General features: G+C 67.2%; 11 protein-coding genes. 2 read left to right on the plus strand and 9 right to left on the minus strand.

Annotated features, from left to right (window positions below; genetic code table 11):
* Positions 1–22: 22 nt before the first annotated feature.
* Positions 23–1894, minus strand: coding sequence for an ABCB family ABC transporter ATP-binding protein/permease (locus AC1VVG_RS14400; RefSeq protein ID WP_482835786.1), 1872 nt, complete (start codon positions 1892–1894; stop codon positions 23–25).
* Positions 1895–2067: 173 nt separating this feature from the next.
* On the opposite strand from AC1VVG_RS14400, the gene AC1VVG_RS14405 reads away from it, so the two are divergent.
* Positions 2068–2463, plus strand: a complete 396-nt coding sequence (locus AC1VVG_RS14405) for an acyl-CoA thioesterase (RefSeq protein WP_049032057.1) — start codon at positions 2068–2070, stop codon at positions 2461–2463.
* A 36-nt stretch (positions 2464–2499) separates the two neighbouring features.
* Here the strand turns inward: AC1VVG_RS14405 and AC1VVG_RS14410 are convergent, their stop codons facing one another.
* Positions 2500–2982: a nitrate reductase associated protein gene (locus tag AC1VVG_RS14410; RefSeq protein WP_034189010.1), complete on the minus strand. Its 483-nt coding sequence runs from the start codon at positions 2980–2982 to the stop codon at positions 2500–2502.
* A gap of 114 nt (positions 2983–3096) precedes the next feature.
* On the opposite strand from AC1VVG_RS14410, the gene fdhD reads away from it, so the two are divergent.
* Complete coding sequence (fdhD, locus tag AC1VVG_RS14415; protein ID WP_059560508.1) at positions 3097–3951, plus strand: formate dehydrogenase accessory sulfurtransferase FdhD; 855 nt, start codon at positions 3097–3099, stop codon at positions 3949–3951.
* A gap of 51 nt (positions 3952–4002) precedes the next feature.
* Here the strand turns inward: fdhD and AC1VVG_RS14420 are convergent, their stop codons facing one another.
* The 7 genes from AC1VVG_RS14420 to nudB all read right to left on the minus strand — a co-directional run bounded on the left by AC1VVG_RS14420 (position 4003) and on the right by nudB (position 13044).
* The gene (locus tag AC1VVG_RS14420; protein WP_034189009.1) at positions 4003–4770 is read right to left on the minus strand and encodes an enoyl-CoA hydratase; all 768 of its coding nucleotides are present in this window, start codon (positions 4768–4770) and stop codon (positions 4003–4005) included.
* Between the two features lie 91 nt (positions 4771–4861).
* On the minus strand, positions 4862–6061 hold the full coding sequence (locus AC1VVG_RS14425) for an acetyl-CoA C-acyltransferase (RefSeq protein WP_034189008.1): 1200 nt from the start codon (positions 6059–6061) through the stop codon (positions 4862–4864).
* A 22-nt stretch (positions 6062–6083) separates the two neighbouring features.
* Positions 6084–8519, minus strand: a complete 2436-nt coding sequence (locus tag AC1VVG_RS14430) for a 3-hydroxyacyl-CoA dehydrogenase/enoyl-CoA hydratase family protein (RefSeq protein WP_069706266.1) — start codon at positions 8517–8519, stop codon at positions 6084–6086.
* A 113-nt stretch (positions 8520–8632) separates the two neighbouring features.
* Positions 8633–10420 (minus strand): acyl-CoA dehydrogenase C-terminal domain-containing protein, encoded by a 1788-nt coding sequence (locus tag AC1VVG_RS14435; protein WP_034189006.1) that lies wholly within the window; start codon positions 10418–10420, stop codon positions 8633–8635.
* Between the two features lie 58 nt (positions 10421–10478).
* Positions 10479–11078 (minus strand): TetR/AcrR family transcriptional regulator, encoded by a 600-nt coding sequence (locus AC1VVG_RS14440; RefSeq protein WP_006751498.1) that lies wholly within the window; start codon positions 11076–11078, stop codon positions 10479–10481.
* 200 nt (positions 11079–11278) lie between these two features.
* Positions 11279–12553 carry a cardiolipin synthase ClsB gene (gene clsB, locus AC1VVG_RS14445; protein WP_034189005.1) on the minus strand — a complete coding sequence of 425 codons (1275 nt, stop codon included), beginning with the start codon at positions 12551–12553 and terminating at the stop codon, positions 11279–11281.
* A complete protein-coding gene (gene nudB, locus AC1VVG_RS14450; protein WP_049028255.1) occupies positions 12550–13044 on the minus strand; it encodes a dihydroneopterin triphosphate diphosphatase in 495 nt (164 codons plus the stop codon). The genes clsB and nudB overlap by 4 nt, the downstream gene beginning before the upstream one ends.
* Positions 13045–13140 lie beyond the last annotated feature (96 nt).

Raw genomic sequence — 13140 nt, forward strand, 5'->3', positions numbered from 1 at the left:
CGTCGTGCAGCGCCGCCCGTTGTTACACGGCCTCGGCCTCCTCGCCGCCGGCCGCCGCGCGCTGCTGCTGCAGCGCCCACATCTGCGCATACAACCCGTCCGCGCGCACCAGTTCGTCGTGCGTGCCGCGCTCGACGATCCGGCCGTGATCCATCACGAGGATCTGCTGCGCGTGCACGACCGTCGACAGCCGGTGCGCGATCACGAGCGTCGTGCGATGCCGCGCGATCTGGTCGAGTTCGTGCTGGATCGCGCGCTCCGAGCGCGAATCGAGCGCCGACGTCGCCTCGTCGAACAGCAGCACCGGCGGATCCTTCAGCAGCGTGCGCGCGATCGCGACGCGCTGCTTCTCGCCGCCCGACAGCTTCAGCCCGCGCTCGCCAACCGGCGTGTCATAGCCCTTCGGCAGGCTTTCGATGAAATCGTGGATGTGCGCGGCGCGCGCCGCCGCGACCACCTCGTCGCGCGTCGCGGTCGGCCGGCCGTACGCGATGTTGTAGTAGATCGAGTCGTTGAACAGCACGGTGTCCTGCGGCACGATCCCGATCGACGCGCGCAGCGAATCCTGCGTGACGTCGCGGATGTCCTGGCCGTCGATCCGGATCGCGCCGCCCGCCTGGCGGTCGAGATCGTAGAAACGGAACAGCAGGCGCGACAGCGTCGATTTCCCCGAACCGCTGTGGCCGACCACCGCGGTCGTCGTGCCCGCATCGATCGTGAACGTCACGTCGTGCAGGATCGGCCGCGCCGGCTCGTACGCGAAGTTCACGTGCTCGAAGCGCACCTGCGCGCCGGCCACCGCGAGCGGCCGCGCCTCGGGCCGGTCGGCCACTTCCTTCGCGGCCGACAACAGCCCGAACATCCGGTCCATGTCGGTGAGGCTCTGCTTCAGCTCGCGATACACGACCCCGAGGAAGTTCAGCGGAATGTACAGCTGCAGCATGAACGTGTTGATCAGCACGAGATCGCCGAGCGTCAGCTTGCCCGCGAGCACGCCCTGCGTCGCGCGCCACAGGATGAACACCAGCCCGGTGCCGATGATCGCCTGCTGGCCGAAGTTCAGCACCGACAGCGAGTTCTGCGAGCGGATCGCGGCCTTGCGGTAGCGCTTGAGATTCTCGTCGTAGCGCTGCGCCTCCCACTCCTCGTTGCCGAAGTACTTCACCGTCTCGTAGTTGATCAGCGAATCGATCGCCCGCGAGTTCGCGCGCGAATCGAGTTCGTTCATCGTGCGGCGGAAATGCGTGCGCCAGTTGGTGACCTTCACGGTAAACACGATGTACGTGACCAGCGCCGCGAACGTCACGTACGCGTAATAGGCCTCGTACTTGACCACGAAGAAGCCGAGTACGAGCCCGACCTCGACGAGCGTCGGCAGGATGCTGTACAGCGAATACGAAATGAGTTGCTGGATGCCGCGCGTGCCGCGTTCGATGTCGCGCGACATGCCGCCCGTCTGGCGTTCGAGATGGAACCGCAGCGACAGCCCGTGCAGGTGCCGGAACACCTGCAGCGCGAGCTGGCGCACCGCGCTTTCGGTGACCTTCGAAAACAGGATCTCGCGCAGCTCGGTGAACAGCGACGTCGACAGCCGCACGAGTGCATACGCGACGACCAGCAGCCCGACGCCGCCCGCGAGCACGATGCCGGCCGACTGCTCGGCGCGCCCGAGCGCGGTGATCTGCTGCACGTAGGACAGGTGGTCGACGATGCGCTTCATCACGATCGGCACGCCGAGGTTCGCGACCTTCGCGCCGATCAGGCAGCCGAGCGCGAGCGCGACGCGCCATTTGTAGGTGGCCAGGTACGGCAGCAGCGACCGGATGGTCTGCCAGTCGTTGCGAGGCTCGGTCGAAGCCGGCGCGGGCTCGCCGGAAGCAGGAAATCGGCGCATGGGGGAGTCTCTGTGGCGAGGCACGGCACGTGGTTCGACGGCCGGCTCGCGCGCTTTCTCGTACAATTTGCGAACGTTGTATTGTCGCAGAAGCCGCTTCGCGCCGCTGCCGGCGGCCTCGCCGGCCCGCCTGCGCGCGGCGGCCCATTTATTACAGGATGAAAGCCCCCGCCATGACCGATTCGACCCTCGAACTCCCGCAGAAGCAGCCCGCGCTGCGCGTCGTCCCGCAGCCGCACGACGCGAACGTCCACGGCGACGTGTTCGGCGGATGGATCATGTCGCAGGTCGACATCGCCGGCTCGATCCCCGCGAGCCAGCGCGCGAACGGCCGCGTCGCGACGGTCGCGGTCAACTCGTTCGTGTTCAAGCAGCCGGTGTTCGTCGGCGACCTGCTGAGCTTCTACGCCACCATCATGCGCACCGGCAACACGTCGATCACGGTCGACGTCGAGGTGTACGCGCAGCGCATGCGCCTGATGGGCGAAGTCGTGAAGGTCACCGAAGCGACGCTCACGTACGTCGCGACCGGCACGGACCGCAAGCCGCGGCCACTGCCGCCGCTCTGACCGGCGCGCGCCGCGGCCGCGCGGCGCACGGCCGCGTCAGTGCGTGGCCGTCAGCCCGAACTCCCGCATCGCGGGCAGGAAATCGTGATTCAGCTTCGGCTTGCGCGACAGCTTCACCAGCACGTAGCGCTGGAACGGCGCGAGCCGCTGCCACTGCGCGAGCGCGGGCGCGGTCAGCCCGGCCAGCGCGCTCTGCTGCACGAGCGATTCCGGCACCGCGTCGACGGTGCGCCAGGCCGGCTGCTCGTCCGGCTGGAACCATGACGGTTCCAGATCCGCATGCGTGCGCAGCATTTCGAACAGCGCATGATCGAAGTTGGGCTCGATCGCGGTGTCGTCGTCGGCCGGGAAGCGCGCGAGCAGCTTGCGGTCCTCGAGCGGCAACAATTGCCACTGTTCGAGCGAAATCCGCAGACCGAAGCGGTCGAGATTGAAACGCACGATCATCGGGATGTACGTGAAGTTTTCCGACGAATCGTGTTCGAAGTTGAAGAGCAACGGAGCGTCGCTGAGTCCCATGGTCGTTACCTGACGTGGCGGATGCCGGCGCGGCCGGCCTGCCTGGGGTATTTTAGAACCTCTGCGCGCGGGCGGCGGCACGATTGTCGCCGGACGTGCCTCGAATCAACGGGAGTGCTCGTGAATCCGACCAAGATCGATCAACCGCGCGACGCGCTGCGCGACGAACCGCGCGGCGCGATCGAACTGCCCGTGCGCCGCACGCGCGGCGGCACCGTGGAAACCGCGCACGACCACGTGGGCCAGGAATGGCCGGTCGCGCTCGTGTTCAACGGTATTTCGCACGCGGTGATGATGTGTACGCCGTGCGACCTCGAGGCGTTCGCGGTCGGCTTCGCGATCTCGGAAGGGATCGTCGCGCGCGGCAGCGACATCAAGGACATCGAGGTGATCCTGCACGCCGATGCACCGCTGCCGCATGCGGAAGTGCATCTGGAGGTCGTCCAGCAGGCATTCGCCGCGCTGAAGGACCGGCGCCGCGCGCTCGCCGGGCGCACCGGCTGCGGCGTATGCGGGATCGAAAGCATCGACCTGCTCGACCTCGCGCCGGAGCGCGTGCCCGACACCGGCTTTCTGGCACGCCTCGCGCCCGACGCGCTCGCGCGCGCGGCGCACGGGCTGCCGTCGCACCAGGCGCTCACGAAACTGACCGGCGGCCTGCACGCGGCCGCGTGGTGCGATGCAACAGGCGCGATCCGGATGGCATTCGAGGATGTCGGCCGCCACAACGCGCTCGACAAGCTGATCGGCTCGCTCGTGCTGTCGCGCGCCGACGCCACCGACGGTTTCGTGTTCCTGTCGAGCCGCGCGAGCTACGAGCTGGTGCGCAAGGCCGCGCGAGTAGGCATCCCGCTGGTCGCGACGATCTCCGCGCCGTCGTCGCTCGCGATCGAGATCGCGAAGGCGGCCGGCCTGCGGCTCGTCAGCTTCTGCCGCGAAACCGGCTACGTCGACTACGGCACGGCGTGACCGCAAGCGCGGGCGCGGGCCGGCGATCCGCCGCCGGCACGGCCTGCTCCGTCAGTCGAACTGACGAAAATCCGGCTTGCGCTTCTCGAAGAATGCCGTCATCGCCTCGCGCGCTTCCGGCGCGCGCAGCATCGCGGCGAAGTGGCCCGCTTCCTCGGCCATCCGCGCCGACGTCGCCACGCCGCCCGTCTCCTTCAGCAGCGCCTTCGTCACCCGCAGCGACGACGCCGGCAGCGCCGCGAGCTTGGCCGCCTGCTTCGCCGCGAACGCGTCGAGCTCGGCCGCCGGCAGCACGCGGTTGACGATGCCGATCCGGTGCGCTTCCAGCGCGTCGAACGCCTCGCCGAGCAGCAGCTTCTCGGCGGCGATCTGATGGCCGGCCAGGCGCGGCAGCAGCACGCTCGACGCGGCTTCCGGGCACAGCCCGAGCTGCGCGAACGGCAGCGAGAACGTCGCGGTGTCGGCCGCGTAGACCAGATCGCAGTGCAGCAGCATCGTCACGCCGACGCCGATCGCGAGGCCCGGCACCGCGGCCACGATCGGCTTGCTCGCGCTGCTGATCCGCGCGAGAAACTGGAACACCGATGCGGTGTCGTCCTTCGGCGGCGACTTCAGGAAATCCTCGAGATCGTTCCCCGCGCTGAAATTGCCGTCGCTGCCGCGCAGCAGGATCACGCGGATCGCCTTGTCTTCCTGCGCGTCGGCGAGCGCATCGGCCATCGTCTGGTACATCGCCGCCGTCAGCGCGTTCTTCTTCGCCGGGCGCGCGATCGTGATCGTCATCACGCCTTCGGCGCGTTCCACTTGAATTTCGGCCACAACCGTCTCCTTGACTTTCCTCTATCGGAATGAAAAAACGGTGCGCGAGCTCGTGGCCCGCGCACCGTCGTCGCCTTTCGTCGCGTCCCGCTTACAGGCGTTCGATGATGCCCGCGGCGCCCATGCCGGTGCCGACGCACATCGTGACCATCCCGTACTTCAGGTTGCGGCGGCGCAGGCCGTGCACGACGGTCGCCGCGCGGATCGCGCCGGTCGCGCCGAGCGGGTGGCCGAGCGCGATCGCGCCGCCCATCGGGTTGACCTTCGACGGGTCGAGACCGAGATCGCGCATCACCGCCAGCGACTGCGCGGCGAATGCCTCGTTCAGCTCGATCCAGTCGAGATCGTCCTGCTTCAGGCCGGCGGCCTTCAGCGCGGCCGGAATCGCTTCCTTCGGGCCGATCCCCATGATTTCCGGCGGCACGCCGCGCACCGCGAAGCTCACGAAGCGCGCGAGCGGCGTCAGGTTGAATTCCTTCAGCACCTTCTCCGACACGACGAGCAGCGCGCCCGCGCCGTCCGACGTCTGCGAGCTGTTGCCGGCCGTGACCGAGCCCTTGTTCGCGAACACCGTGCGCAGCTTCGCGAGGCCTTCGAGCGACGTGTCCGCGCGCGGACCTTCGTCGAGCTTGATCTCGCGCGTCTTCACGTCGACTTCGCCGGTCGCGAGGTTCGGGAAACGCTCGCTGATCGTGTACGCGGCGATCTCGTCGTTGAACTCGCCGGCCTGCTGCGCGGCCAGTGCCTTGCGGTGCGACTCGACCGAGAACGCGTCCTGGTCGTCGCGGCTCACCTTCCACTGCTCGGCGACGCGCTCGGCCGTCAGGCCCATCCCGTACGCGATGCCGAAGTCTTCGCTGCGATCGAAGATGTGCGGCGACATCGACGGCTTGTTGCCCATCATCGGCACCATGCTCATCGATTCGCAGCCGCCCGCGAGCAGCGCGTCCGACTCGCCGACGCGGATGCGGTCGGCCGCCATCGCGAGCGCGGTGATGCCCGACGCGCAGAAGCGGTTGACCGTCACGCCGCCGACCGTCTGCGGCAGGCCCGCGAGCAGCGCGCCCATGCGCGCGACGTTCAGGCCCTGCTCGGCTTCGGGAATCGCGCAGCCGATGATCGCGTCCTCGATCACCTTCGTGTCGAGGCCCGGCACCTGCGCGACCGCCGACCTGATCGCGTGAACCAGCAGCTCGTCGGGGCGCGTGTTCTTGAAGACACCGCGCGGAGCCTTGCCGATCGGGGTGCGGCTGGCGGCGACGATGTATGCGTCTTGCAGTTGTTTGCTCATTTCAGACTCCTTGTCTGCTCGCTCAGTTACGCACCGGCTTGCCGGTCTGCAACATGCCCATGATCCGTTCCTGCGTCTTCTGCGTGCCGAGCAGCTCGACGAACGCGCGGCGCTCCAGCGCGAGCAGCCACTGCTCGTCGACGAGGCTGCCGGCTTCGACGTCGCCGCCGCACACGGCTTCGGCGATGCGGCTCGCGATCAGGTAGTCGTGGTCGCTGATGAAGCGGCCGTCACGCATGTTGACGAGCGATGCCTTGATCGTCGCGATCGCCGAGCGGCCCGCCACCGGCACGTCCTTCGCGCGCAGCGGTGCGCGGTAGCCGGTGGCGGCCAGCGCGCGCGCTTCCTTCTTCGCGGTGTCGAGCAGTTCGAACACGTTGAAGACGATCGTGTCGGACGGCTTCACGTAGCCCATCGCGCGTGCGTCGTGCGCGGACGCCGAGACCTTCGCCATCGCCGCGTTCTCGAACGACTTCGTGACGAACTTCAGGATGTCGGTGGTCGCGTTGGCGGCCGTCGCGGCATCCGCCGCGCGCAGCGCCGCTTCCTTCAGGCCGCCGCCCGCCGGCACCAGGCCGACGCCCACTTCGACGAGACCGATGTAGCTCTCGACGTGCACGACGCGCTTCGCGCTGTGCAGCATCAGCTCGCACCCGCCACCGAGCGCGATGCCCGATACGGCCGCGACGACCGGCACGTTCGCGTACTTCACGCGCAGCATGCCTTCCTGGAACTTCTTCACGAACGGCTCGATACCCTTCGCGCCGCCCATCATGAACGCCGGCATCGCCTCCTCGAGGTTCGCGCCGGCCGAGAACGGGCCGCCCGGCGTGCCGAGCTTCAGCGACGTCGGCTGCCAGATCACCACGCCCTTGTAGTCCTTCTCCGCGAGCTCGATCGCCTGCACGAGGCCGTCGATCACGCTCGGTCCGATCGTGTTCATCTTCGACTTGAACGACACGATCACGACGTCGTCCTCACCCGCACGGTCGTCGACCCATGCGCGCACGGCATCGGTCTCGAACAGGGTCTTGCCGTAGGTCTTCGGATCGGCGCCGGCTTCGCCGATGAGCGGCGCGCGGAACACCTGCTTGTCATAGACCGCGAGGTCCGAACGCGGCACGAAGCGCTTCGCGGCGGGCGCCCACGAGCCTTCGGCCGTGTGCACGCCGCCCTTCTCGGCGACCGGGCCTTCGAGCACCCACGACGGCAGCGGCACGTTTGCCAGCGCCTTGCCGGCCGCGATGTCTTCCTGCACCCACTCGGCGACCTGCTTCCAGCCGGCGGCCTGCCAGCCTTCGAACGGGCCTTCGTTCCAGCCGAAGCCCCAGCGGATCGCGAGGTCGACGTCGCGCGCGTTGTCGGCGATCGATTCGAGATGCACGCCGATGTAGTGGAACACGTCGCGGAAGATCGACCACAGGAACTGCGCATGCGGATGATCCGTTTCGCGCAGCAGCTTCAGGCGTTCCGCCGGCGGACGCTTCAGGATGCGGCCGACGGTTTCGTCCGCCTTCGCGCCCGAGTCGACGTAGGTGCCGGTCTTCGCGTCGAGCACCTTGATCGCCTTGCCTTCCTTCTTGTAGAAGCCGCCGCCCGTCTTCTGGCCGAGCGCGCCCTGCTTCACCAGTTCGGCGAGCACGGCGGGCGTCTGGTAGACCGGGAAGAACGGATCGTCGGCGAGGTTGTCCTGCATCGTCTTGATCACGTGCGCCATCGTGTCGAGGCCGACCACGTCCGCGGTGCGGAACGTCGCCGACTTCGCGCGGCCGAGGCGGCTGCCCGTCAGGTCGTCGACTTCGTCGAAGCGCAGGCCGAACTTCGCGGCCTCGGTGATCACCGCGAGGATCGAGAAGATGCCGACGCGGTTCGCGATGAAGTTCGGCGTGTCCTTCGCGCGCACGACGCCCTTGCCGACGACGCTCGTCAGGAACGTCTCGAGCTGGTCGAGGATCTCCGGGCGCGTGTGCGCGGTCGGGATCAGTTCGACGAGGTGCATGTAGCGCGGCGGGTTGAAGAAGTGCACGCCGCAGAAGCGCGACTTCAGCTCGTCCGAGAACCCTTCGGACAGCTTCGTGATCGACAGGCCCGACGTGTTGGTCGCGAAGATCGCGTTCGGCGCGATGTGCGGCGCGACCTTCTTGTACAGGTCGTGCTTCCAGTCCATCCGCTCGGCGATCGCCTCGATCACGACGTCGCATTCGGCCAGCTTCGCGATGTCGTCCTCGTAGTTCGCCGCTTCGAGGTATTTCGCGTCGTCCTTCACGCCGAACGGCGCGGGCGACAGCTTCTTCAGGTTCTCGATCGCCTTCAGCGCGATCGCGTTTTTCGGGCCTTCCTTGGCCGGCAGGTCGAACAGCAGCACCGGCACGCGCGCGTTGACGAGGTGCGCGGCGATCTGCGCGCCCATCACGCCGGCGCCCAGCACGGCGACCTTGCGAATCAGGAAATTGCTCACGGGATGTCTCCGGATAGTGTCGTGCAGCGCGGGATGTGAGGGCTGCACGGCGAAGTGAGTACCAGGAACCGTTGCGTTCGGGCGGCGCGCGGCGCGCCCCGCCCGGACTCGCGTCAGAACAGCGATTCGTCGACTTCCATCAGCGTCTTCGAGCCGGCGCGCGCCGCGCGGATCGTCGACGCCGTCTCGGGCAGCAGGCGCGCGAAGTAGAAGCGGGCCGTCGCGAGCTTCGACTTGTAGAACGGGTCGCCCGACGCTTCGTTGTCGAGCGCGAGGCGTGCCATGCGCGCCCAGAAGTACGAGAACACCAGGTGGCCGACGGTACGCAGGTACGGCACGGCGGCGGCACCGACTTCGTCGGGGTTCTGCATCGCCTTCATGCCGATTTCCATCGTCAGCTTCTGCACCTTGTCACCGATGTCGGCGAGCGGGTTGATGAACTCGGCCATTTCCGGCTTCACGCCTTCGGCTTCCGCGAATTCCGTCACGAGCTTGCCGAACTTCTTCAGCTTCGCGCCCATGTCGCCGAGCACCTTGCGGCCCAGCAGGTCGAGCGACTGGATCGAGTTCGTGCCTTCGTAGATCATGTTGATCCGCGCGTCGCGCACGTACTGCTCCATGCCCCACTCGGAGATGAAGCCGTGGCCGCCGTAGATCTGCATCGCGTGGTTGGTCGACTCGAACGCGTTGTCGGTCAGGAACGCCTTGATGATCGGCGTGAGCAGCGCGACGAGGTCGGCCGCTTCCTTGCGCACCGCTTCGTCGGCGTGCGACAGTTCCTTGTCGATCTGCAGCGCGGACCAGTACGTGAACGCGCGCGCGCCTTCCGCGTAGGCCTTCTGCGTGAGCAGCATGCGGCGCACGTCCGGGTGCACGATGATCGGGTCGGCCGGCTTGTCCGGTGCCTTCGGGCCCGTCAGCGAACGCATCTGCAGGCGTTCCTTCGCGTACGTGAGCGAGTTCTGGTACGCGACCTCCGTGAGGCCGAGGCCCTGCATGCCGACGCCGAGGCGCGCCGCATTCATCATCACGAACATCGCGTTCAAGCCCTTGTTCGGCTCGCCGACCATCCAGCCCTTCGCGCCGTCGAGGTTCATCACGCACGTCGAGTTGCCGTGGATGCCCATCTTGTGCTCGATCGAGCCGCACTTGATGCCGTTGCGCTCGCCCGGCTCGCCCGCCGCGTCGGGGATGAACTTCGGCACGATGAACAGCGAGATCCCCTTCGTGCCTTGCGGCGCGTCCGGCAGGCGCGCGAGCACGAGGTGGACGATGTTCTTCGACATGTCGTGCTCGCCGCTCGAGATGAAGATCTTCGTGCCGCTGATCGAGTACGAGCCGTCGCCGTTCGGTTCGGCCTTGGTGCGCAGGATGCCGAGGTCGGTGCCGCAGTGCGGCTCGGTCAGGCACATCGTGCCCGTCCATTCGCCCGACACGAGCTTCGGCAGGTATTGCTTCTGGAGTTCCGGCGCGCCGTGCGCGTGCAGGCATTCGTACGCGCCGTGCGACAGGCCCGGATACATCGTCCATGCCTGGTTCGCCGAGTTCAGCATTTCGTAGAGCGCGTTGTTCACGAACGCGGGCAGGCCCTGGCCGCCGTAGTCCGGATCGCAGCCGAGCGCCGGCCAGCCGGCCTCGACGTATTGCTGGTAGGCCTCCTTGAAGCCGGTCGGCGTCTTCACGACGCCGTCGCCTTCATACGTGCAGCCTTCGCGGTCGCCGACCTGGTTCAGCGGGAACAGTACCTCGGAGCAGAACTTGCCCGCTTCCTCGAGGACCTGGTTGATCGTGTCGGCGTCGAGGTCCGCATGCTTGGGCATTTGCTTGACTTCGGCTTCGACGTTCAGAAGCTCGTGCAACACGAATTGCATGTCGCGCAGCGGCGCGGCGTACTGTCCCATGACTCTCTCCAAAGGTGGGCAAAACGGCTCGAGCTCCTGGCGGGCGGGTCACGCGCCGCTAACGGCTCTCGCTCTGATACGAAACAATCGTCTTTTCCAGCGCGGCCCACGTGAGGCGCACGGCGTCCGGCGAATGCAGGAAGCGCGCGTCGTGATGCAGGCCGAGCGTGAAGCTGTACAACTCGAAGAGCATCAGGTCCGGATCGGTATCCGCACGCAGATGGCCTTCTTCCTTCGCCTGCGAAATGGCACGCAGCATCGCGGCACGCCAGGCCGTCACGCTCGCGATCAACTGCTCGCGCACGGGGCTGTCAGGCCGGTCGTCGTACTCGACGGCACCGCTGATGTAGATGCATCCCGTCGTCACCTCCTGGATGCGCTTCTCCGTCCAGCGGGCCAGCATCGCCCGAAGGCGCGGCAAGCCTCGCGGCTCGCGCAGGCTCGGAAAGAACACCTCGTTTTCGAAACGATGGTGATACTCGCGGACGACCTCGACCTGCAGGTCCTCGCGCGATCCGAAGTGCGCGAACACACCGCTCTTGCTCATCTGCATGCGCTCGGCCAGCAGGCCGATCGTCAGCCCCTCCAGCCCGTCACGGCTGGCGAGGTCCAAAGCAGCTTCAAGTATCGCGGCACGCGTCTGTTCGCCTTTTCGCATAGCTATTTCTGTAACCGTTCGGGGGTTCGAATAAAATCGAACGGCCGTACTATTATTGAGTGCGGCCGCTCGCGAAACAAGGAAATTATTAGAAACCGGTGTCTAACCGAGCCGCTATTTTGCGCGATTCCGGCGGGACCGGAGCGGCTTTTCCGCACGAACGTGCGGACAGATATTTTGAAGCGAATGCTTAGTCTGCGTCAGTCGTAACCGCCGACCGTCAGCGCCTTCATCACGAGACGATACGCGGTGTACGCGAGCCAGTTCAGCAGACGCTCGAGGCGCGGGCGCGCCGCGAAACGCGCGGCGTCGATTTCCCGGCCATCGGCGAACGCGGCGGCGATCGCGTCGCGCAATTCGTTCGTGACTGCATCGTAGCGCACCAGCACGACGTTCGCTTCATTGTTCAGCATCAGGCTCAGCGCGTCCAGGTTCGACGAGCCGACCGTCGCCCAGTTGTCGTCGATCACGGCGACCTTGCCGTGCAGCATCGTCTTGTCGTATTCGGCCACCCGCACGCCCGCGCGCAGCAGCGCGTGATAGAGGAACGGCACGGCCGTGTCGAGCGCCGCGAACTCCTTGCGGCCGATCAGGATCCGCACGTCGACGCCACGCCGCGCCGCGCCCGTCAGCGCGCGGCGCAGCTTGCGGCCCGGCATGAAGTACGGATTCGCGAGCAGGATCCGCTGGCGCGCCTGGCCGATCGCCGCGAGATACGCCTTTTCGATCGCGCGGCGGTTCACGACGTTGTCGCGCGCGACGAACGCGACGCTCGGCTCCGTCACGACCCTGAGCGCGCCGGCCTTGATCCACCGGTGGCTGCGCATCCAGCGCCGGAACATGTCGGGAAACGCCTCGCCGCCGTGCAGGCCGGCCGCGTACTGCGCATACGGCTTGTGGCCGAACTGGATCCGGTGCCACTGCAGCTCGAACGCGGCGCGCACGTCGGACACCGCCGGCCCGGCCATCTCGACCGCGAAATCCCAGCGCGGAAACGGCAGCGTCGCGCTGCCCTGCGTGTAGTCGTCGACGATGTTGATGCCGCCGCAGAACGCGGCCGCATGATCGATCACCGCGAGCTTGCGGTGCGTGCGCGAGAAGCCGAAACGGCCGAACAGGAAGCGGTTGTAGATGCAGTGCTCGACACCGGCCTCGGCCCACGTGTCGAACAGCGGCAGGCGCGCGGTGCCGACGCCGTCGGTGATCACGCGCACACGTACGCCTCGCTGCGCCGCGCGGATCAGCGCGTCCGACACCGGCCGGCCGGCCGCGTCGTCGCAGAAGATGTAGGTTTCGAGCATCACCTGCTCGCGCGCCGCATCGATCCGCTCGATCAGCGCGTGGAAGAATTCGCCGCCGGTTTCGCACAGCCGCACGGTATTGCCGGTCGTGAACGCGAGCCGCGATGCGGAGCCGCGTTCCTGCAGGAACATCTGCCGCAATTGCGCGAAGCGCTTGCGGGCCTCCGCCGTCATGCGGACGAGCCGTGCGGCGCGCGCGACAGGGCCACGCGCGCGGGCAGCTGCAGGATCGCCTCGGCGTTCGACGGCGAGAAACAGCGCGCGGCCGCCTCGCGGAACGGCAACCACGCATGGTCGACATGCTCGCGCGGCGACAGCGTGACGTCGACGCGCCCCGGCACGCACAGGCCGAACCAGTGCTCGACGTTGCGCGTGACGCCCGGTGCATAGCGGTGCAGGTATTGCGGATAGATCGCGTATTCGATCCGGTGACGCCAGTCGACGAGCGCGGCGGCCGGCACGTCGGGCGTGCCGACGGCGATGCCGGTTTCCTCGGCCACTTCGCGCGCGGCCGTCACCGCGAGCGGTTCGTCGAGTGCGTCCTTCGAGCCGGTGACCGATTGCCAGAAATCGGGCTGGTCGGCACGCTTGATCACGAGCACATCGAGGTCGGGCGTGTAGATCACGACAAGAACGGATTCGGGGATTTTCGGCGGCTTCGTCATCGTTGTTTCATGCGGCACGGGGCCGTGCGACGGCCATGTGCTCCGAACGTACGGCAAGTGCTGCGACTGTACCGCAAAAAACGAAAAAGGCGCATC

Source organism: Burkholderia sp. L-4 (assembly GCF_056856535.1).

Excerpts from the sequence above, each read along its gene's own strand:
- AC1VVG_RS14400 (WP_482835786.1), bottom strand. The coding sequence starts at position 1,894 with ATGCGCCGATTTCCTGCTTCCGGCGAGCCCGCGCCGGCTTCGACCGAG.
- AC1VVG_RS14405 (WP_049032057.1), top strand. The coding sequence starts at position 2,068 with ATGACCGATTCGACCCTCGAACTCCCGCAGAAGCAGCCCGCGCTGCGC.
- AC1VVG_RS14410 (WP_034189010.1), bottom strand. The coding sequence starts at position 2,982 with ATGGGACTCAGCGACGCTCCGTTGCTCTTCAACTTCGAACACGATTCG.
- AC1VVG_RS14425 (WP_034189008.1), bottom strand. The coding sequence starts at position 6,061 with ATGAGCAAACAACTGCAAGACGCATACATCGTCGCCGCCAGCCGCACC.
- AC1VVG_RS14435 (WP_034189006.1), bottom strand. The coding sequence starts at position 10,420 with ATGGGACAGTACGCCGCGCCGCTGCGCGACATGCAATTCGTGTTGCAC.
- AC1VVG_RS14440 (WP_006751498.1), bottom strand. The coding sequence starts at position 11,078 with ATGCGAAAAGGCGAACAGACGCGTGCCGCGATACTTGAAGCTGCTTTG.
- clsB (WP_034189005.1), bottom strand. The coding sequence starts at position 12,553 with ATGACGGCGGAGGCCCGCAAGCGCTTCGCGCAATTGCGGCAGATGTTC.
- nudB (WP_049028255.1), bottom strand. The coding sequence starts at position 13,044 with ATGACGAAGCCGCCGAAAATCCCCGAATCCGTTCTTGTCGTGATCTAC.